We start from the raw sequence: 19,245 nt of genomic DNA, 5'->3' as shown, positions 1-19,245 counted from the left end.
TCCGGACAATCTGACTACACGACTTCCCGTCAACAACGCGCGGAGCTACGCTCGGCCCGTGCCGAAACCAGAAGTGGACCCGACCGTGCAGCTCGAGCTGAGCGTGGACCGCAGCTCACCCGTGCCGTTGTACTTCCAGCTGTCCCAGCAGCTGGAGGCCGCGATCGAGCACGGCACGCTGACCCCCGGCAGCCTCCTGGGCAACGAGATCGAGCTCGCCGCCCGGCTCGGCCTGTCCCGGCCGACCGTCCGCCAGGCCATCCAGTCGCTCGTCGACAAGGGCCTGCTGGTCCGCCGCCGCGGCGTCGGCACCCAGGTCGTGCACAGCCAGGTCAAGCGCCCCCTGGAACTCAGCAGCCTCTACGACGACCTGGAGGCGGCCGGTCAGCGGCCGGCGACCGAGGTCCTCGTCAACACCGTCGTCCCCGCCTCCGCCGAGGTCGCCGCGGCCCTGGGCGTCGCCGAGGACAGCGAGGTCCACCGCGTGGAACGCCTCCGCCTCGCCCACGGCGAGCCCATGGCCCACCTGTGCAACTTCCTGCCACCCGGCCTCATCGATCTCGACACCGGCCAGCTGCAGTCCACGGGCCTGTACCGCCTGATGCGCGCGGGCGGCATCACCCTGCACAGCGCCCGCCAGTCCATCGGGGCCCGGGCGGCGACCCCGGAGGAGGCCGAGCGGCTGTCCGAGGAGCCGGGCGCCCCGCTGCTCACCATGCAACGCGTCACGTTCGACGACACGGGCCGCGCCGTCGAGTACGGCACGCACACCTACCGCCCGACGCGCTATTCCTTCGAATTCCAGTTGCTCGTGCGTACTTAGGGGGCGCGGGGAACTGCGCGACGAGCCCCCACCGGCCCGCACTCGGCGATGATCCGCACCACCCCTGTGCTCCGCACGCTGCCTCCCCGTGAGGCAGAATCGGCGGCGATGAGCACCTACCGCGACCTCACCGCCCCCATCGGCTCCCGCCGTGCCACGGCGCTCCGCACCGTCGGCACCCGGGAGCGCCGCTCGCACCTGACGGCACCCCGGGTGCCGACGGTCGGCATCGACATCGGCGGCACCAAGGTGATGGCGGGCGTCGTCGACGCCGACGGCAACATCCTGGAGAAGCTCCGCACGGAGACCCCGGACAAGTCCAAGAGCCCCAAGGTCGTCGAGGACACCATCGCCGAGCTGGTCCTGGACCTCTCCGACCGGCACGACGTGCACGCCGTCGGCATCGGTGCCGCCGGCTGGGTCGACGCCGACCGCAACCGCGTGCTCTTCGCCCCGCACCTGTCCTGGCGCAACGAACCGCTGCGCGACCGCCTCGCCAGCCGGCTGTCCGTCCCGGTGCTCGTCGACAACGACGCCAACACCGCCGCCTGGGCGGAGTGGCGCTTCGGCGCCGGCAGCGGCGAGGACCACCTCGTGATGATCACGCTGGGCACCGGGATCGGCGGCGCGATCCTGGAGGACGGCCAGGTCAAGCGCGGCAAGTACGGGGTCGCCGGCGAGTTCGGCCACATGCAGGTCGTGCCCGGCGGCCACCGCTGCCCCTGCGGCAACCGCGGCTGCTGGGAGCAGTACAGCTCCGGCAACGCCCTGGTCCGCGAGGCCCGGGAGCTGGCCGCGGCCGACTCGCCGGTCGCCTACGGCATCATCGAGCACGTCAAGGGCAGCATCGGCGACATCACCGGCCCGATGATCACCGAGCTGGCCCGCGACGGCGACGCCATGTGCATCGAGCTGCTCCAGGACATCGGCCAGTGGCTCGGCGTCGGCATCGCCAACCTCGCCGCCGCCCTCGATCCCTCCTGCTTCGTGATCGGCGGCGGCGTCTCGGCCGCCGACGACCTGCTGATCGGCCCGGCCCGCGACGCCTTCAAGCGACACCTCACCGGCCGCGGCTACCGCCCCGAGGCCCGCATCGTCCGGGCCCAGCTCGGCCCCGAGGCCGGCATGGTCGGCGCCGCCGACCTCGCCCGGCTCGTCGCCCGCCGCTTCCGCCGCGCCAAGCGCCGCCGCGTGGAGCGCCACGAGCGCTACGAGCGGTACACGCAGTCGCTCCGCAGCAGCCAGGAGACCCTGTGACCGCCTCCCTGCCGCACCAGGGCACCTGGCCGGACGGCCAGGAGCGCCCGGCCGAGGACCGCCGCCACCGGATCCGCCGCAGGGCGCTCACGCTGCTGACCATCGTGCTGCTCATCGGCATCCCGGCCGGCTACCTGGTGATCTCCGCGAACCAGAGCCGCGACAGCGGCAAGGACAAGGAGGCGAAGTACTCGGCGACGGGGCTGACCGCGGGCTGGCCCTCCAAGCTCCAGCGCCGCATCTACCAGGTGCCCATCCCGCACCCCGCCTGGCACGTGGCCTACTACGAGACCAACAACTGGAAGACCAGCCGGCTCTACGCCCAGTTCGAGACGAACGCGGCCGGACTGGACGCCTACCTCACGGGGCTCGGCCTGACCCGCGAGGACCTCGAGCAGGGCGAGGTCGCCATCGGCGCCCGCGACCGCAGGATCACCGGCTGGCGCTTCCCCGGCGGCGACGGCTGGTACGGCTTCGTCCACCGCCAGGAGAACCCCGCCCCCACGCACGACGTGGTCGTGGACCTGTCCAACCCGGCCTACCCCTGGGTCTACGTCGTCGCCCGCACGGTTCCCTGACCCAGGGCCGAGCCCGTGGGGCCCGGTCGCCGGAGCCGTTGGCCGTCGGTCGCCCGGGCGCTGCCGGTCCACGGAGCCGTTGGCCGTCGGTCGCCCGAGCACTGCCGGTCCCCGGAGCCGTTTGTCAGACCCCGCCCGTAGAGTCGGAGACGAGTGATCCGACGCCGGGGCGGGAGGTGACAGGACGTATGGGCGACACGGCCGTGACGCAGACGGAGCGGGCAGCGGACGAGGTGGTTCCGGTGCGGCTCCCGGCCGTCTTCCTGCCCGCGCCCCTCCCTCGCGACGGACGCGTGGCCTTCTGGGACCCCGAGGGCGAGCCCCTGCCCGGCCCCGGCCCCGGCACCGAGCTGACCGTCGTACGCCGGCACGGCACGGGCGTGCGGCGGCGGACCGTCCCCGCGCTGTCCCTTCCCGTCGAGGCCGCCCTGCCCTTGCTCGTGCGCGCCCGGCACGACCCGGCGGCCCACCCCGCCACCGCCTGCTGGGGCGCCGCCGCCCTGCACGCCCTGCGGCTCACCGCCCGCGGCCGGCTGCTGCCCGGGCTCACAGCCACCGGGCACGACGCCTGGCGCGCCGGCCCTCTCGACCCGGACGACATCGCCCACCTGCGCGCCGTGGCCGCCGCCCTGCCCCCCGAGGGGCACGCCGTCCCCCTGCCCGGCCCCGGCCCCCTCCAGCTGCCCGAACCCGAGGCCCTGGTCCGCGCCTTCCTGGACGCCGTCGCCGACACCCTGCCCCGCACCCCGGCCGCCCCCCACACCACCGGCCGGCCCTTCGCCGCCCGCGAGGCCCAGCACCTCCCCGCCGCCCACGACTGGGCCGCCGAGGTCGCCGCCGGCATGGACGCCGGCGTGCGGATCTCGCTCCGCCTGGACCTCTCGGCGTACGACCTGTTCGACGACACCCCCGACGGCGGCGGGCGCAGCGCCGGGGCGGCGATCGTCCAGGTGCACAGCCTCGCCGACCCCACCCTCGTGACCGACGCGGCGGCCCTGTGGGCGGGGGAGGCCGGCGACGCCTTCGGCCCCCGCGCCCGCGTGGACGCCGCCCTCGCCGTGCGCCGGGCGGCGCGCATCTGGCCCCCGCTGGACCGGCTCTCCGACCAGGACGTCCCGGACGTGCTGGCCCTGAGCGAGGACGAACTGAGCGACCTGCTCGGCGTCGCGGCCACCCGGCTCGCCGCTGCCGGGGTCGCCGTGCACTGGCCGAGGGACCTCGCCCAGGACCTGTCCGCGGCCGCGGTGGTGCGTCCCGCGCCCGGCTCGGCGACCGATGGCACCGGCTTCTTCGAGAGCGAGGACCTGCTCGCGTTCCGCTGGCAACTGGCGCTCGGCGGCGACCCGCTCACGGACGCCGAGATGGACGCCCTCGCCGAGGCCCACCGCCCCGTCGTCCGGCTGCGCGACCAGTGGGTGCTGGTCGATCCCGCGCTGGTGCGCAAGGCCCGCAAACGGGACCTCGGCCTGCTCGACCCGGTCGACGCGCTGTCCGTCGCCCTCACGGGCACCGCGGAGGTGGACGGCGAGACGGTCGAGGCGGTACCGGCCGGTGCCCTCGCCGCCCTGCGCGACCGCCTGACCGCCGGGATCGACCCCGCCGAGCCGCCCCCCGGCCTGCACGCCACCCTGCGCGACTACCAGCTGCGCGGCCTGGCCTGGCTCGACCTGATGACCTCCCTCGGCCTCGGCGGCTGCCTCGCCGACGACATGGGCCTCGGCAAGACCGTCACGCTCATCGCGCTGCACCTCAAGCGGGCCCGCCCCGAGCCGACCCTCGTGGTCTGCCCCGCCTCGCTGCTCGGCAACTGGCAGCGCGAGATCACCCGCTTCGCCCCCGGCGTGCCCGTACGCCGCTACCACGGCCCCGACCGCACCCTGGACGGCCTCGACGGCGGTTTCGTCCTCACCACGTACGGCACGATGCGCTCGGCGGCCCCCGCCCTGGCCGACCGGGACTGGGGCATGGTCGTCGCCGACGAGGCCCAGCACGTCAAGAACCCCTACTCCGCCACCGCCAAGGCGCTGCGCACCCTCGCGTCCCCCGCGCGGGTCGCCCTCACCGGCACCCCCGTGGAGAACAACCTGTCGGAGCTGTGGGCCCTGCTCGACTGGACGACCCCCGGCCTGCTCGGCCCCCTCAAGTCCTTCCGTGCCCGGCACGCCCGGGCCGTCGAGACCGGCGAGGACGAGGAGGCCGTCCAGCGCCTCGCCCGCCTGGTGCGGCCCTTCCTGCTGCGCCGCAAGAAGTCCGACCCGGGGATCGTGCCCGAGCTGCCGCCCAAGACCGAGACCGACCACCCGGTGCCGCTCACCCGGGAACAGGCGGCGCTGTACGAGGCGGTGGTGCGCGAGTCGATGCTCGCGATCGAGACGGCGGAGGGCATGGCCCGCCGGGGCATGGTGCTCAAGCTGCTCACCTCGCTGAAGCAGATCTGCGACCACCCCGCGCTGTTCCTCAAGGAGGAGCACGCCCCCGTCGGCGACCGGCTCGCCGCCCGCTCCGGGAAACTCGCCCTCCTGGACGAACTGCTGGACACCCTCCTCGCCGAGGACGGCTCCGCCCTGGTCTTCACGCAGTACGTCGGGATGGCCCGGCTGATCGCCGCGCACCTGGCCGGCCGCGCGGTCCCCGTCGACCTCCTGCACGGCGGCACGCCCGTCCCTGAGCGGGAACGGATGGTGGACCGCTTCCAGAGCGGCTCCGTCCCGGTCCTGGTCCTCTCGCTCAAGGCCGCCGGCACGGGCCTCAACCTCACGCGCGCCGGCCATGTCGTCCACTTCGACCGCTGGTGGAACCCGGCCGTCGAGGAACAGGCCACCGACCGCGCCTACCGCATCGGCCAGACCCAGCCCGTCCAGGTCCACCGCCTCATCACGGAGGGCACGGTCGAGGACCGCATCGCCGAGATGCTCCACGCCAAGCGCGCCCTGGCCGACGCGATCCTCGGCTCGGGCGAGTCGGCCCTCACGGAACTGACGGACCGCGAGCTGTCCGACCTGGTGTCCCTGCGGAGGACGCCATGACGCCCCGCCGCGAGCCCGTCACCGCCCCGGGGAGCACGCGGTGAGCGCCCGCCCGGCCGACGAGGCGCGCAGGGCCCTGCGGGAGGCCCGGGAACGCACGGCCCGGGACCGCGCGGCGACCCAGGACCCGGCCCCCACCGCGCCCGCCCGCCAGGACCCGTCCGGGCCCGGCGACACCGACCCCGCCACCGGCGGAGAGCACCCCGGCCCGGCGAACGTGGCGCGGGAGGCGTTGCGGGCGCAGGGGAGCGCGCCCGAGGGGCGGACGCCGGCCGGGGAAGTCGAGCGGGATGCGCCCGAGCGGGATACCTCCGAGCGGGGCGATGAGTCGGCTCGGCCGGGGCGGCGTGCGGGGGATGTGGCGCGGGAGGCGTTGCGGGCGCAGGGGAGCGCGCCCGAGGGGCGGACGCCGGCCGGGGAGGGTGAGCGGGATACGTCCGAGCGGGATTCCTCCGAGCGGGGCGATGAGTCGGCTCGGCCGGGGCGGCGTGCGGGGGACGTGGCGCGGGAGGCGTTGCGGGCCGCGCGGGACGACGCCCGACGGGCCCGGCAGGAGACGGAGCGCGAGGGCGCCCGCCGCAGGCGCCGGGCCCGGCAGAGCGCCGTGGACGACAGGGTGGCGGCCGTGCGCCGCGCCCGGACGGACGCCGGCGGACCGGGCACGCGCGACGTGCGGGAGCTGCTGTCCGACGCGTTCCGGATGCCGGATGTGTCGGACGTAGCGGACCTGCCCGGCGGACCCGAGGTGCCGGACGGTCCGGAGCCCGACCTGCCCCGCAGTGACCGACCGGGCCGACCGGGCCGAACGCATCGATCAGACCCGTCGGACGACCCGGGCCCGCCGGACGTGCCGGATGCCGACGCCGACGCCGACACCGCACTCGCAGAAGGGAACGCCTCGGCGCCCCGGGAGACCCACTCCGCTCCGTACCCCGACGACCAGGTCGTGCCCGTGCCGCCCACGGCCCCGGCGTACGCCCGCCCTCGCGCTCCGGAAGACCCCGCCACGGGGGGCGGCCCTGTGCCGCCCTCACCCGGGCACGCCGCTCCCACCGCTCCCGAGCCGCCGCACGCTTCGGACACTCCGCACACTCCGCACACCCGGCCCAGCACCCCGGCGGCCCCGGCGGCCCGGCCCTCCGACCCGTCCGGGTCGGGCTCCCGCCGCTCGATGGCCGCCCCGCACCGCGACAGCGACCTGCGCCGCACCTTCCCGCCCTTCCCGCCCCGGGAGGGCGAGACGTTCGCAGCGAGCTGGTGGGGCAACGCCTGGGTCACCGCACTGGAACAGGGCGCGCTGGACACCAAGCGGCTGGAACGCGGCCGCGGGTACGCCGAGCAGGGGAACGTGGACGCCATCACGGTGACGCCCGGGCTCGTGCTGGCGTACGTGCAGGGCAGCCGCCCGCGCCCGTACCGCGTCCAGGTCCGCTTGCGCACCCTCGGCGACGCCGGCTGGGACCGCTTCCTGGACGCCGCGGCCGACCGCCCCGGGCACATCGCGGCGCTGCTCGACAAGGAGATGCCCCGGTCCCTGGCCGACTGCGGCGTCCCCCTGCTGCCCGGCCCCGGCGACCTGGAGCCGCACTGCAGCTGCCCCGACCGCGGCCACCCTTGCAAGCACGCCGCCGCCCTCTGCTACCAGACGGCCCGGCTGCTCGACGCGGACCCGTTCGTGCTGCTGCTCCTGCGGGGCCGGGGCGAGCGCGAGCTGCTCGACGCCCTGTCCCGGCTGAGTGCCACCCGGGCCGCACGCGCCGCCCAGGACAAGGGACCGGCGCCGGCACCGGGCGTGCGGGCCACCGAGGTCCTGGCGGCCGGCGCCCGCCCGCCCCTTCCCGCCCCGCTGCCCGCGCCCCCGCACCCGGAGCAGCCCCCGGCGTACCCGGCGTCCCCGGGCGGGCCGGACCCCTTTGCCTTGGACCAGCTGGCCACGGACGCCGCCGCCCGGGCGCACGCCCTGCTCACGACCGGCCGGGACCCGGTCGGGGGGCTGACCTTCTGGCAGGACGCGGTCCGCCTGGCCGCGGCCCGTCCCGGCTCGGGCCTCACCGCGGGCAGCCGGGCGCTGTACTCCTCGCTGGCCTCGGCGGCCGGCCGCTCCGCCGCCGACCTGGCCCGCGCGGTCGCCGCCTGGCGGCAGGGCGGGCCGGAGGGCCTGGCCGTGCTGGAGGAGCCGTGGGACCCACCGGCCGGCCGCTTCGACCGGGCCCGGCCGCTGCTCCTCGCCGCGGACCTGCCCGCCTTCCGCCCCTGGCGCAATCACCTGACCCACCCCCGCGGTCACCTCCAGCTCCGCCTGGGCCGGGACGGCCTGTGGTACGCGTACGAGTCCGAGCCGGGCCGCGAGGACTGGTGGCCCAGGGGCACACCGGACCTGGATCCGGTGGGGGCCCTGACCGGTCTGGGCGCACCGGGCGACGTCTGACGTACGCGTGCCACCCGACCGCCCCTCTACGATCGGACCGCTGCCACGACCCGCCGACGAAGGGCTGAACGACTGTGACGGACAGGCGCGTTGTGATCGTCACCGGCGCGGGTTCCGGCATCGGGGCGGCCACCGCCCGACTGCTGCGGGAGGAAGGACACGAGGTCGTGGCCGGCGGACGCCGGGCCGCACCGCTGCGGCGCCTCGCCGAGGAGACGGGCGCGCTGGCCTACCCGTCCGACGTGGGCGACCCCGAGGCCGCCGAGGGAATCGTCCGGGCGGCGCTCGACGCCCACGGGCGCGTCGACGGGCTGGTGCTGAACGCGGGCATCGGACGGGGCGGCACGGTCGGGGAGCTGTCGATGGCGGACTGGGGCGAGGTGATGCGCACCAACGTCACCGGTCCCCTGCTGCTCCTGCGGGCGGCGATCCCGCACCTGCTGGCGTCGCGGGGAGCGGTCGTCGCCGTCGCCTCGGTGTCGGCCCTGCTCAACGGGCCGGGCAACGCCCCGTACGCGGTGTCCAAGGCGGCCCTGCTGCAACTGTGCCGTTCCGTCGCCGTCGACCACGGCCGTGACGGTGTGCGGGCCAACACCGTGTGCCCGAGCTGGGTCAGGACCGAGATGGCCGACCGCCGTATGGCGCGCTTCGCCGAGGAGGCGGACCTGGGGGAGGGCGGCATCGAGGCGGCCTACCGGGAGGTGACGAGGCCCCTACCCCTCGGCCGCCCCGGTGAGCCCCGCGAAGTCGCCCGGGCGATCGCCTGGTTGCTCTCGCCCGCGGCGTCCTACGTCAACGGCGCCGTGCTCACCGTCGACGGAGGGGCGACGGCCCTCGACCCGGGCACCCTGGCCTTCGACTACGCCCTCACCCCGCGCGCCGGCACCGGCAGCTGACCGCGTTCGTCCCGCAGCGGGCAGTGCCGTTCCGCGAAGCCCCTGGGATGTGCGAGTCAGGACCGGGCGAGCTCACCCCGGACGCTTCGGGTTGCCGCGCCGAGGTTTCTCCAGCGAGGCCCGGGTCTCGCGTCAGACGCGGGTCTTCAGGCCGCAGTCGGGATTGACCCAGAGCCGTTCGGCGGGGATGGCCTTGAGGCCGGTGCGCAGCAGGGACGCCGCCCAGGATGTACGCCATCGGCCTCGCCTGCGGGATCTGCCACGAGCACCGTCTCGTCTACTCCGACGGCCTCGACCGGCGGACGGAACGACCGGCGGCGGCCGTCACCCGTTGCGCGCCGCCCGCCCGACCAGCGGCAGCCGGCCCGGCAGATCGACCTCCGCCCGGACGGTCTTGCCCGGCTCCCGCTCCAGCACCTCCCACCGGTCGGCGAGCGCCCCGACGAGGAACAGCCCGCGCCCGGACTCGTCGAGAGGCGGCGGAGCCGTCACGGCTCCGGGCGCGGGCGGCAGGCTCTCGGCGCGGGTGTCGGTGACCTCGACGCGCACGCTCCCCGTGACGAGCGAGAGCCGCACCTCGAAGTCCCGGCCCGGCACCCGCCCGTGGGTGACGGCGTTCGCCGCCAGCTCGCCGACGATGGCGGCGACCGTCCCCACGGCGTCCGACCTGGAAGCGGACGAGGATCCGACGCCCCACGCCCTCATCTGCTCTATGGCGTGGTGCCGTGCGAGGCGGGCGCCCAGCGGGGTGGCGCTGAACCTCCGGACGGAGGTGAACACACGTACGGTAACCGGGCCCTGGTGGGTGGACGGAGCTGTCATGCGCCCAATCTGGCCTCTCCGGTACCCCTTTCACCAGGCCGGAGCCGCGTACTCTGCGCGAGAGTACGCGGTCACGGACTGGACGGTACCGATGACAGGCCGTAACCATGGGTGAGTTGGAAGCGGGGTGTGAGCGGAAGGTGGGGCGAGGGTGGTCGAGGGCACGTGCGTACGGGGTGGCGGGGAGCCGGACGGGGCGGACAGTCTGCGGACGTTCGGGGCGGCGCTCCAGGCGCTGCGCGAGCACGCGGGGCTGAGCCGGGAGGAGTTCGCGCAGGCCGTCCGGTTCTCCAAACACACCGTGGCGTCGGTGGAGTTGGGGCGGCGGATGCCGGACGTCGCCTTCGTGGAGCGGGCGGAGGAGGCGACCGGGAACACGGGAGTGCTGAGCAAGACCCTCAAGCGGGTCGCCCGGCAGCCGGGTCTTGCGGCCTGGTTCCGCAGTGGGCGCGGCTGGAGGCGAACGCGATCACGTTGTACACCCACGAATGCCGGTTGGTGCCGGGGCTGTTGCAGACGGAGGCGTACGCGCGCACGCTGTTCACCAACCAGCTCCCGCCGCTGGACGACGAGCAGATCGAGGCACAGTGGACGGCACGGGCGGAACGCCAACGGCTGCTGCGGGAGCGGCCGAACACGGCGTTCGGGTTCATCCTGGAGGAGGGCGTGTTCCTGCGGCGCACGGGCGGGACGGAGGCGACGCGTGAACTCGTCGACCACGTACTGGAGATCGCGGCGCTGCGGAACGTCGAGTTGCAGATCATGCCGCAGGTCCAGGAGACGCACGCTGGGCTCGACGGGCCCATGCAGCTGTTGGAGACCCCGGAGAATCATTGGTTCGCGTACTGCGAGGGGCAACGGGGAGGCCTTCTCGTATCCGACGCGAAAGAGATCAGCGTGCTCCAGAGGCGGTATGCCAGGATGCGTTCGCAGGCTCTCACCATCAGAGACTCCGTGAGTCTGTTGCAGCGGATGCGAGGGGAACCATGAACACGTCCGACCTGGCCTGGTTCAAGAGCAGCTACAGCAGCAGCGGTTCCGGCGACTGCGTCGAAGTCGCCCTCTCCTGGCGGAAGTCCACCTACAGCAGCGGGGGCGACGGCGACTGCGTCGAGGTCGCCCCCTGCCCCACCGCCGTCCACATCCGCGACTCCAAGGACCGGCAGGGGCCCGGGTTCGCCGTCGCCCCCGCCGCCTGGGCCGACTTCGTCACCTTCGCGGCAGCAGCCCCGGCGTCATGACCGGTACGGCGGCCAGGACCAGCCACGGCACGGCCGCCGGAAGCCCCGCGTCGAGCAGGGAGCCGGTGGCCGAGCTGCCGATGAGGACGATCACGCCGGAGACGGACGACAGCGCGCCGGTGTAGAGGCCAATGCGGCCCTCCTCGGCGAGGCGTCCCCGCGTTACAGGGGCGTCCGTGCGACGTGAGAGGGTCTGGGGCGTGAGTGAGACACCCCCGAACACCCTGCAATACCGCATTGACGGGCCAGAAGACGCTCCGGTCCTGATCCTGGGTCCCTCACTGGGCACCACCTGGCACATGTGGGACCGGCAGATCCCCGAGCTGGCCGGACAGTGGCGGGTCGTCCGGTTCGACCTGCCGGGGCACGGCGGCGCACCGGCGTACCCGGCGGACTCGGTCGGCGACCTCACCACCCGGCTGCTGGCCACCCTCGACGGGCTCGGCGTGCAGCGCTTCGGCTACGCGGGCTGCGCGCTCGGCGGCGCCCTCGGCATCGAGCTGGCGCTGCGCCACCCCGAACGGCTCGCCTCCCTCGCCCTGATCGCGGCCTCCCCACGCTTCGGCACCGCCGACGAATTCCGGCAGCGGGGCGTGATCGTGCGCACCAACGGCCTCGACCCCATCGCCCGCACCGCGCCGGAGCGCTGGTTCACCGGCGGGTTCGCCGCCGCGCAGCCCGCGATCACCGAGTGGGCCGTGCAGATGGTCCGCACCACCGACCCCGGCTGCTACATCGCCGCCTGCGAGGCGCTCGCCTCCTTCGACGTGCGGCCCGAGCTGGCGCGGATCGGCGTGCCCACGCTCGTCCTGGTCGGCTCGGACGACCGGATCACCGGGCCCGCCGAGGCCCGCACCCTGGTGGCGGGCATCCCGGACGCGCGTCTCGCCGTCGTCCCCGGCGCCTCCCACCTGGTGCCGGTCGAGCAGCCGGCGGCCGTCACCGACCTGCTGGTCAGGCACTTCTCCACCGCCTGGCAGCCCGCCTTCGAGACCTCCACCGGGCAGACGGCCCTGCCCACGGCCGCCGCCCTCCGCCCGGTCGTGTCCGCCGCTCCGCCGCAGCCTGCGCAGACCGGCCCCGTCGCCGAGATCGCCCCGGCCGCCGCGGCCCCGCAGGAGCGGGGACGGCCCGACCCCTACGACGCGGGGATCAAGGTGCGCCGCGAGGTCCTGGGCGACGCACACGTCGACCGGGCGCTGGCACAGGCGGACGAGTTCTCCGGCGACTTCCAGGAGCTCCTCACCCGCTACGCCTGGGGCGAGGTCTGGGACCGCCCGGGTCTGGACCGCCGCACCCGCAGCTGCGTCACCCTCACCGCCCTGGTCGCCGGCGGCCACCTCGACGAACTGGCCGTCCACGTCCGGGCCGCCCTGCGCAACGGCCTCACCCCCGGCGAGATCAAAGAAGTGCTGCTCCAGGCGGCCGTCTACTGCGGGGTGCCCGCGGCCAACCGCGCGTTCAAGGTCGCCCAGCAGGTCGTCCGCGAGGAGACCACCCCCCAGGAGTGACTCCCCGCGGGGGTCCGGAGGCAGGATGGAGAGCATGAAGCTCACGAAGAAGACACACGCCTGCGTCCGCCTCGAGAAGGACGGCCGGAGTCTCGTCCTGGACCCCGGAGGCTTCACCGAGGCGGACGCGGCACTCGGCGCGGACGCGATCCTCGTCACCCACGAGCACCCCGACCACTTCGACGAGGCCCGGCTGCGGGCGGCGATGGAGGCAGACCCCGGCACCGAGATCTGGACGCTGAAGTCCGTCGCGGACACGCTCGCCCCGGCGTTCCCCGGCCGCGTCCACACCGTCGGCCACGGCGACACCTTCACCGCCGCCGGGTTCGACGTCGAGGTGCACGGCGAGCTGCACGCCGTGATCCACCCGGACATCCCGCGCATCACCAACGTCGGCTACCTGATCGACGGCGGCACGGTCTTCCACCCCGGTGACGCCCTGACCGTGCCCGGCCGGCCGGTCGAGACGCTGCTGCTGCCCGTCATGGCCCCCTGGAGCAAGATCTCCGAGGTCATCGACTACGTCCGCGAGGTGCGCCCGCAGCGCGCCTACGACGTCCACGACGCCCTGCTCACCGACCTGGCCCGCCCCGTCTACGACCGGCAGATCGGCGGGCTCGGCGGCTCGGAGCACCTGCGGCTGGCGCCCGGGGAGTCGGCCGAGGTCTGATGGGGCCGGGCGGCGTTGTCGTACCCGGCGGGTAGGTTGTGGGGCATGCGCATCGCCACCTGGAACGTGAACTCGATCACCGCCCGCCTGCCGAGGCTCCTGGCCTGGCTGGAGAGCAGCGGCACGGACGTGCTGTGCCTCCAGGAGGCCAAGGTCTCCGAGGAGCAGTTCCCGTCCGAGCAGCTGCGCGAGCTGGGCTACGAGTCGGCGGTCCACGCCACCGGCCGGTGGAACGGGGTGGCGGTGCTCTCCCGCGTGGGCATCGAGGACGTCGTGAAGGGCCTGCCCGGCGACCAGGGCTTCGACGGCTCGGTGGAACCCCGGGCGATCGCGGCGACCTGCGGCCCGGTCCGCGTCTGGTCGGTCTACGTGCCGAACGGCCGCGAGGTGGACCACCCGCACTACGCCTACAAGCTCCAGTGGCTGGAGGCCCTCAAGGCCGCCGTCGCCGGTGACGCCGCGGGCAGCCGCCCCTTCGCCGTGATGGGCGACTACAACGTGGCGCCGACCGACGACGACGTCTTCGACCGGGCCGTCTTCGAGGGCTCCACCCACGTCACCCCGGCGGAGCGCGCCGCCCTCGCGTCCCTGCGCGAGGCGGGCCTGTCGGACGTGGTCCCGCGCCCCCTGAAGTACGACCGGCCCTTCACGTACTGGGACTACCGCCAGCTCGCCTTCCCCAAGAACCGCGGCATGCGCATCGACCTGGTGTACGCGAACGCGCCGTTCGCCAAGGCCGTCGGTGACGCGTACGTGGACCGTGAGGAGCGCAAGGGCAAGGGCGCCTCCGACCACGCACCGGTCGTGGTGGACCTGGACGTGTAAGGGCCCCTCGGGCGGGACCGGTCCCTACGGTCGCAGCAGCCCGAGGTCGACGGAGTCCGCCAGGGCCGCCAGGCCCGTGTCGCCGGGATGCAGGTGGTCCCCGCTGTCGTACGCGGGCAGCAGCCGGGACGGGCGCGCGGGGTCGCGCACGACGGCGTCGAAGTCGAGCACGCCGTCGAAGACGCCGCCGCCGCGGATCCACCGGTTCACCGCCAGCCGCTCGGCGTCCACGGCGGCCGTGCAGCGTGCCTCGCCGCCGCAGGGCAGGATCGTCGCCGCGAGCATCCGCACCCCCCGGGCGCGCCCCCGGTCCGCGAGCTCGCGCAGCCCCGCGATCACCTGCTCCGCGGAGGCCCCCCACCGCAGGTCGTTCACGCCCTCGAAGACGACGGCCGTCCGGACCGACGGCTGGGCCAGCACGTCCCGGTCGAAGCGGTTGAGGGCGCTCACCCCGGCGGCGTCCGTGGACACCCCGTCGCCCGGGTACCGGTCGCCGGTCACGCGGTTGCCCGAGATGCCCTGGTTCAGCACGCCGTAGCGCGGCACGGCGTGCTGGCGCAGCAGCCGGCCGGCCAGCACGTCGGGCCAGCGCCGGTTGGCGTCCGGCGTGGACTTCTCACCGTCGGTGATCGAGTCCCCGAGCAGCACCACGGACCCGGGGCCGCCGCCCACGTCCACCCCCGCCAGCAGCGGCCGGCCGGTGATCTCCGAGGTGTACGCCCCCGCCGAGCCGTCCGCCGTGTGGTCCCCGGGCTCGCTCACGTACGACCGCTGCCGCCCGAGCCGGTGCACCGGCGCCGCCGTGACCGTGCCCGGCAGGTGGAAGCTGACCAGCAGGTCGGCGCCGGCCGGGACGGTGAACCGCAGCGGATCGCTGTACGCCTGTGCCCCGGCGGGGATCCGCACACCGGCCGCACCGCCGAAGGCCAGCCGCGCCGGGGTGCCCCGCGGGACGGCGCCCGACGCCCGCACGGCCACCGTCGCCCCGCCGATCCGCACCGGCGCCGAGGCGAAGGTGTTGTCGAGGCGCACCCTGACCCGGGAGCCGCCCGCCGAGGTGCGCACCACCAGCCGCAGCGTGCGGTCCGTCCAGGGTCCGACGGCTTCGTAACCACCCGTGGACGTGCCCCAGCTGCCGGTCCAGCCGAGGGTGGCGGTCCGGACCGACAGCGCGAAGACGTGCAGCCCGGACGCGCGCGGCAGCCGGACCGAGGCGACCGCCCGCCCGGGGACCAGCGGGACGGTCACCGCGTACAGCCGTGCGCGCTCGGTGAGCCGGCCGGCGGGCGTGTTGATGTGCGGCAGGGCCACCGCCTTCGTGGCGAGCGGCCCGGTGCGCCAGTCGGGCGCGGTCAGCCGGTAGCCGGACCGCGTGCCGTCGGCGTACGCGACCGTGCCCGCCCCGCCCACCGGCCGGCCGGCCGTGCCGGCGACCAGGAAGGCGAGTGCGTCGCCCCGGCCGCCGAGCCGGACGTCCTGACCGGCCGCGCGCACGTTGTCCGGCTCGCCGGGCCGCCGCTTCGGCCAGGTCAGCCGCGCTCCCTGGACGGTCAGGGAACGGCCGGGCGACCAGCCCGCCGCCGTCAGGTCACGCGCCGACAGGGAGGCACCGGAGCCGTCGAAGTCGGCCGCCGCGGGCCGGCTGTCGTCGCTGACGGCACGGTTGTCGAAAAGCCGCTCCAGCGGCACGGGCACGACCCGCCCCGCCTCGGCGACCCGCCCCGCCTCGGCGGCCCTCGCCGAGACGGCGGGGACCGACGTCCCGCACAGGGTGAGGACCACCAGGATCCCCCGGACGGCACGGCGCACGGCAGGCACCTCCCGCTCATCGGCTCAGGACACGACAGGACGAAACGCAGGGACGAACTGAAGGTGTAACGACGCACGGGGCGCAAGGCGCACGGTGAACGTAGGGAGACGCGCGGGACGCGTCAACGCGCGTCACGCACACCGGGCCTGACCATGGCCGGAACCAGCGGGTCCGCGCGCCCTGTGGTGCGTACGGCGGTACGAATGACACGCTGGACGTATGAACATCCCTTTCCTGGGCCACCGGCGCCGGAAGGCCGCATTCCCCGATCCGGCAGGCATCGCGGAGCTGCTTGCCGAGTGCGAGTTGCTCCGCAACCAGGCGGCCCGGGCGGGGGTCGCGCTGGACGACTCGGTGGCGTCGCTGGAGGCGCTGGACCAACTGGTCCCGGGCTGGCGGGACGACGAGGAGGCCCTGTCCTGGCTGGGCAACGACGCCGGGCTGTACCTCGGCACCGTCATCGTGCGCAGCGTGGCGGGGGCCGCCTGGGAGTTCCGGTCCGACGGGCAGCCCGTCGTACGGCTGGCCTCCGGCCGGGAGTTCGACGTGGTGGACTCCGGGCACGAATGGGCCGCGCACGGCGTGCCCGAGCTGTCGCAGCTGTACGCGGAGGTCGCCGAGTCGTGAGCGCCGCGGCCCCGAGCAGTGGCCCAAAGTCCGGCGTAAATACGGCTAATGATCGACGGGTGCGTGTCGCCCCGCGCGCCCGATCCGGCCTGGATACGTTGCGGCAACCACCACACAGCTGAGAGTGAGTAGGGCTGAGCATGGCCGTCGATCCGCTGATCGAGCTGCGTGACGTCAACAAGCACTTCGGGGACCTGCACGTCCTGCGGGACATCAACCTCACCGTGGGCCGGGGGGAGGTCGTCGTCGTCATCGGCCCGTCCGGATCGGGCAAGTCCACGCTGTGCCGGGCGATCAACCGCCTGGAGACCGTCGAGTCCGGGGAGATCGTGCTGGACGGGCAGCCGCTGCCCGAGGAGGGCAGACCCCTGGCACGGCTGCGCGCCGATGTCGGCATGGTCTTCCAGTCGTTCAACCTCTTCGCCCACAAGACCGTGCTCCAGAACGTCTCCCTGGGGCAGGTCAAGGTGCGCGGGCGCAAGAAGGAGGACGCCGACCGCCGCTCGCACGAACTGCTCGACCGGGTCGGCGTCGCCGACCAGGCGGACAAGTACCCGGCGCAGCTCTCCGGAGGTCAGCAGCAGCGCGTGGCCATCGCCCGTGCCCTGGCCATGGAGCCCAAGGCCATGCTCTTCGACGAGCCGACCTCGGCCCTCGACCCGGAGATGATCAACGAGGTGCTGGAGGTCATGCGGCAACTCGCCCAGGAGGGCATGACGATGATCGTCGTCACGCACGAGATGGGCTTCGCCCGGTCCGCCGCCAACCGGGTCGTCTTCATGTCCGACGGCCGCATCGTGGAGGACCGCACGCCCGACGAGTTCTTCACGAACCCCAGCAGCGACCGCGCCAAGGACTTCCTGTCCAAGATCCTCAAGCACTGACCGGGCGGGCACCGGACGGTCCCCCGCAGGGGACCTCGACTACGATGTGCCCTTCATCCCTGTCCGGAGAGGGGGACTTCGAACGCCGCCGAACCCGTCCGGGGGTGACCGGACCGCCCGCCCGGTCCGCGGGGGTCCGCACCGGGTGCGGCCCCCGCGGCCCGCAGGCCACGGGGGCGGCGGTTCACATCGGCCATGCTCGTCCGGCGGCAGCCGGAGATCACTGCTCGCGCAGCGGGACCGACACGTAGGACGGGTCGTTCGCAGGCGAGGAGAAGGTCAGCTGCGCGCCGGACGGGTTGTGCTCGATGTAGAGCGGGTCGACCGTGTCGACGACCAGGGCGAGGCGATGCCCGGCCGGGACGTCGTAGGCAGTGGAGTACAGCTCCAGGTCGACGCCGAACGGCTTCCCGGGGGTGCGCCCGTGGAAGGTGTACGGCGCGTGGGAGACCAGCTTGCCGAGGCCGAGCGGCCCCACGTCGTACAGGTACGCGACGAGGGTGCCGCTCTCCTTGGTCGGGGTGAGGGTCGTGTGCAACCGGGCCGTTCCCCGCACCTGTTGCGCCGCGGCGTACTTCTCGGACTGCCACACGGCGGCCCAGCGGCGGGGGAGCAGGGGGATGGAGGCCATCGGGGGCAGCTGGGCCACCTGGTCGAGGATGCTGGACAGGAAGACGACCCCGCCGTCTGCACCGGAGTTGACGCCGGCGCGGATCGTCCGGGAGTCCGCGAGGGCGATCTTGCGCTCGGTGGCGCCCGCCGACTTCCAGTCCGGGTAGCCCTCGTAGGCGCCCTGCGCGCGGGACTTGAGCTGCACGGGCGACTCGCGGTCGATGCCGTTGTCCTCGCCGCGCAGGTAGTGGTCGAACCAGCGCGCGGTGTTCGTCCACACGTCGTTGGGAAGCCCGAACAGGCCGGTCAGCTCTGCGGTCGCGTGGTCACCGGGCCGCATCTCCAGCCGCTTGGGGCCGGTGAGCTTCTCGTAGAAGTCGGCGTACTGGTTGGGCGGGAAGACCGAGTCGCCCCAGGCGTTGGCCAGCATGATCGCGGCGCCGTTGCGGTTGATGCGGTCGACGTAGGTGACAGCGGAACGTTTCTTCCCCCAGGCGATGAGGTCCGGTTCCTTCGCGAGGTTGGAGCTGTAGAAGTCGTCGAACACGGTGCGCAGTTCGGCGCCCTGACGGCCCGTGACGACGCTCGCGCCGTCCAGCAGCGCGGCCGCCTGGAGGTGCTGCGTGCGCCCGGCGTAGATGGAGCCGATGAGGTCGGCCCAGCCGCTCAGCGAGGCGACGGCCCTGACCCGCTCGTCGTGCGCGGCGGTGAGCAGGCTGATGCCGGCGCCGTAGGAGACGCCGGCCATGCCGACGTGCGCGGGGTCGGCGGGGGTGTGGGCGAGGGCCCAGTCGATGACCTTGGACGCGTCGGCGACGTCGGGCGGGCCGGCCACCTCGATCTCGCCGCCCGACTGCCAGAAGCCGCGCACGTTGTAGGTGACCACGACGTAGCCGGAGTCGGCGAGCTTCTGGGCCTGCGCCAGGTACTCGATCTGCGGCAGGCCCCAGCTGGTGGGCATGACGAGCAGCGGGTACCGGGTGGTGGCCCCCGCCTGCGAGGGGGTCACGACGTTGGCCTTGAGGACGGTGCCGCCCTCGCCCGCGATGTCGACGAAGCGGACGGGCTGCGGCGCCGCCTGGGCGGTGGGGGCGAATCCGAGGGCGGTACCGGCGAAGAGGGTCGCCGAGACGGCGCCTACGGCGGTGGTGCGCAGGGCCTTGCGGTGGGGTCCCACGGTCACTCCTCACTCGTGTCAGTGCAAAGTGACCGAACGGTAACCTCGGTGCCTTACC

General features: G+C 74.4%; 16 protein-coding genes and 2 pseudogenes. 14 read left to right on the top strand and 4 right to left on the bottom strand.

Annotated elements, in window-relative coordinates; genetic code table 11:
- Window positions 1-85 precede the first annotated feature (85 nt).
- From ACH4C6_RS17970 to ACH4C6_RS17945, 6 genes are all read left to right on the top strand, one after another.
- Window positions 86-823, top strand: a complete 738-nt coding sequence (locus ACH4C6_RS17970; RefSeq protein ID WP_398109925.1) for a GntR family transcriptional regulator — start codon at window positions 86-88, stop codon at window positions 821-823.
- A 108-nt stretch (window positions 824-931) separates the two neighbouring features.
- The gene (locus tag ACH4C6_RS17965) at window positions 932-2,080 is read left to right on the top strand and encodes an ROK family glucokinase (protein ID WP_398109535.1); all 1,149 of its coding nucleotides are present in this window, start codon (window positions 932-934) and stop codon (window positions 2,078-2,080) included.
- A complete protein-coding gene (locus ACH4C6_RS17960; protein ID WP_398109534.1) occupies window positions 2,077-2,658 on the top strand; it encodes a sugar kinase in 582 nt (193 codons plus the stop codon). The genes ACH4C6_RS17965 and ACH4C6_RS17960 overlap by 4 nt, the downstream gene beginning before the upstream one ends.
- Before the next feature lie 188 nt (window positions 2,659-2,846).
- Window positions 2,847-5,684, top strand: coding sequence for an SNF2-related protein (locus ACH4C6_RS17955; RefSeq protein WP_398109533.1), 2,838 nt, complete (start codon window positions 2,847-2,849; stop codon window positions 5,682-5,684).
- 40 nt (window positions 5,685-5,724) lie between these two features.
- Window positions 5,725-8,112 carry an SWIM zinc finger family protein gene (locus tag ACH4C6_RS17950; protein WP_398109532.1) on the top strand — a complete coding sequence of 796 codons (2,388 nt, stop codon included), beginning with the start codon at window positions 5,725-5,727 and terminating at the stop codon, window positions 8,110-8,112.
- Between the two features lie 74 nt (window positions 8,113-8,186).
- Complete coding sequence (locus ACH4C6_RS17945; protein WP_398109531.1) at window positions 8,187-9,008, top strand: SDR family NAD(P)-dependent oxidoreductase; 822 nt, start codon at window positions 8,187-8,189, stop codon at window positions 9,006-9,008.
- 56 nt (window positions 9,009-9,064) lie between these two features.
- Here the strand turns inward: ACH4C6_RS17945 and ACH4C6_RS17940 are convergent.
- Window positions 9,065-9,230, bottom strand: a pseudogene (locus tag ACH4C6_RS17940) (hypothetical protein); the annotation flags it as partial.
- 102 nt (window positions 9,231-9,332) lie between these two features.
- Entirely contained in the window at window positions 9,333-9,830 is a 498-nt protein-coding gene (locus ACH4C6_RS17935) for an ATP-binding protein (protein ID WP_398109530.1), read from the bottom strand.
- Window positions 9,831-9,981: 151 nt separating this feature from the next.
- On the opposite strand from ACH4C6_RS17935, the pseudogene ACH4C6_RS17930 reads away from it, so the two are divergent.
- From ACH4C6_RS17930 to ACH4C6_RS17905, 6 genes and pseudogenes are all read left to right on the top strand, one after another.
- Window positions 9,982-10,820 (top strand): annotated as a pseudogene (locus ACH4C6_RS17930) (Scr1 family TA system antitoxin-like transcriptional regulator).
- The gene (locus ACH4C6_RS17925; protein ID WP_398109529.1) at window positions 10,817-11,071 is read left to right on the top strand and encodes a DUF397 domain-containing protein; all 255 of its coding nucleotides are present in this window, start codon (window positions 10,817-10,819) and stop codon (window positions 11,069-11,071) included. Before ACH4C6_RS17930 ends, ACH4C6_RS17925 begins: the two are co-directional and overlap by 4 nt.
- Window positions 11,068-11,196 (top strand): hypothetical protein, encoded by a 129-nt coding sequence (locus ACH4C6_RS17920; RefSeq protein WP_398109945.1) that lies wholly within the window; start codon window positions 11,068-11,070, stop codon window positions 11,194-11,196. Before ACH4C6_RS17925 ends, ACH4C6_RS17920 begins: the two co-directional genes overlap by 4 nt.
- Before the next feature lie 75 nt (window positions 11,197-11,271).
- Entirely contained in the window at window positions 11,272-12,582 is a 1,311-nt protein-coding gene (pcaC, locus tag ACH4C6_RS17915; protein WP_398109528.1) for a 4-carboxymuconolactone decarboxylase, read from the top strand.
- A gap of 34 nt (window positions 12,583-12,616) precedes the next feature.
- On the top strand, window positions 12,617-13,252 hold the full coding sequence (locus ACH4C6_RS17910) for an MBL fold metallo-hydrolase (RefSeq protein ID WP_398109527.1): 636 nt from the start codon (window positions 12,617-12,619) through the stop codon (window positions 13,250-13,252).
- A gap of 45 nt (window positions 13,253-13,297) precedes the next feature.
- Window positions 13,298-14,077 (top strand): exodeoxyribonuclease III, encoded by a 780-nt coding sequence (locus tag ACH4C6_RS17905; RefSeq protein WP_398109526.1) that lies wholly within the window; start codon window positions 13,298-13,300, stop codon window positions 14,075-14,077.
- Between the two features lie 24 nt (window positions 14,078-14,101).
- On the opposite strand, the gene ACH4C6_RS17900 is transcribed toward ACH4C6_RS17905, so the two are convergent.
- Window positions 14,102-15,886 (bottom strand): SGNH/GDSL hydrolase family protein, encoded by a 1,785-nt coding sequence (locus ACH4C6_RS17900; protein ID WP_398109525.1) that lies wholly within the window; start codon window positions 15,884-15,886, stop codon window positions 14,102-14,104.
- 220 nt (window positions 15,887-16,106) lie between these two features.
- Here ACH4C6_RS17900 and ACH4C6_RS17895 point away from each other — a divergent pair, with 220 nt between their 5' ends.
- Window positions 16,107-16,514, top strand: coding sequence for a DUF6278 family protein (locus tag ACH4C6_RS17895; RefSeq protein WP_398109524.1), 408 nt, complete (start codon window positions 16,107-16,109; stop codon window positions 16,512-16,514).
- Between the two features lie 140 nt (window positions 16,515-16,654).
- Window positions 16,655-17,398, top strand: coding sequence for an amino acid ABC transporter ATP-binding protein (locus tag ACH4C6_RS17890; protein WP_398109523.1), 744 nt, complete (start codon window positions 16,655-16,657; stop codon window positions 17,396-17,398).
- Window positions 17,399-17,618: 220 nt separating this feature from the next.
- On the opposite strand, the gene ACH4C6_RS17885 is transcribed toward ACH4C6_RS17890, so the two are convergent.
- Window positions 17,619-19,187 (bottom strand): alpha/beta fold hydrolase, encoded by a 1,569-nt coding sequence (locus ACH4C6_RS17885; protein ID WP_398109522.1) that lies wholly within the window; start codon window positions 19,185-19,187, stop codon window positions 17,619-17,621.
- Between the last annotated feature and the right edge of the window lie 58 nt (window positions 19,188-19,245).

The organism is Streptomyces sp. NPDC017943, assembly GCF_044328425.1.
Lineage (GTDB): Bacteria > Actinomycetota > Actinomycetes > Streptomycetales > Streptomycetaceae > Streptomyces > Streptomyces djakartensis_A.
This window is presented reverse-complemented; position numbering and strand designations above follow the sequence as displayed.